General features: G+C 67.5%; 1 protein-coding gene. It reads right to left on the bottom strand.

Annotated features, from left to right (window positions below; translation table 11 throughout):
- The coding region (locus tag J0695_RS43045) for an ATP-binding cassette domain-containing protein (protein WP_206970231.1) at positions 1-228 on the bottom strand (228 nt) is incomplete at both ends.

Genomic DNA, 228 nt, shown 5'->3' with positions numbered 1-228 from the left:
GGTCAGCTCGTCGAGGACCACGACCCGGGGGTTGCCGACGAGTGCGAGTGCGATGGACAGCCGCTGCTTCTGACCGCCGGAGAGTTGGCCGAACCGGGTGGTGAGCTTGGTGTGCAGGCCGAGCCGCTCTGCCTGCGACCGCCAGTCGGCGGGGTTCGGGTAGAACGCGCTGTACAGCTCAAGAGCCTCGCCCACCGTGATCTTGGGCTGGAGTTCGCTCTCCTGGAG

The sequence above is a fragment of the Streptomyces beijiangensis genome, assembly GCF_017315755.1.
In the GTDB taxonomy this organism is placed as follows: Bacteria; Actinomycetota; Actinomycetes; order Streptomycetales; family Streptomycetaceae; genus Streptomyces; species Streptomyces beijiangensis.
The sequence above is the reverse complement of the archived record's forward strand: the minus strand, read 5'-3'. Positions and strand labels throughout refer to the sequence as shown.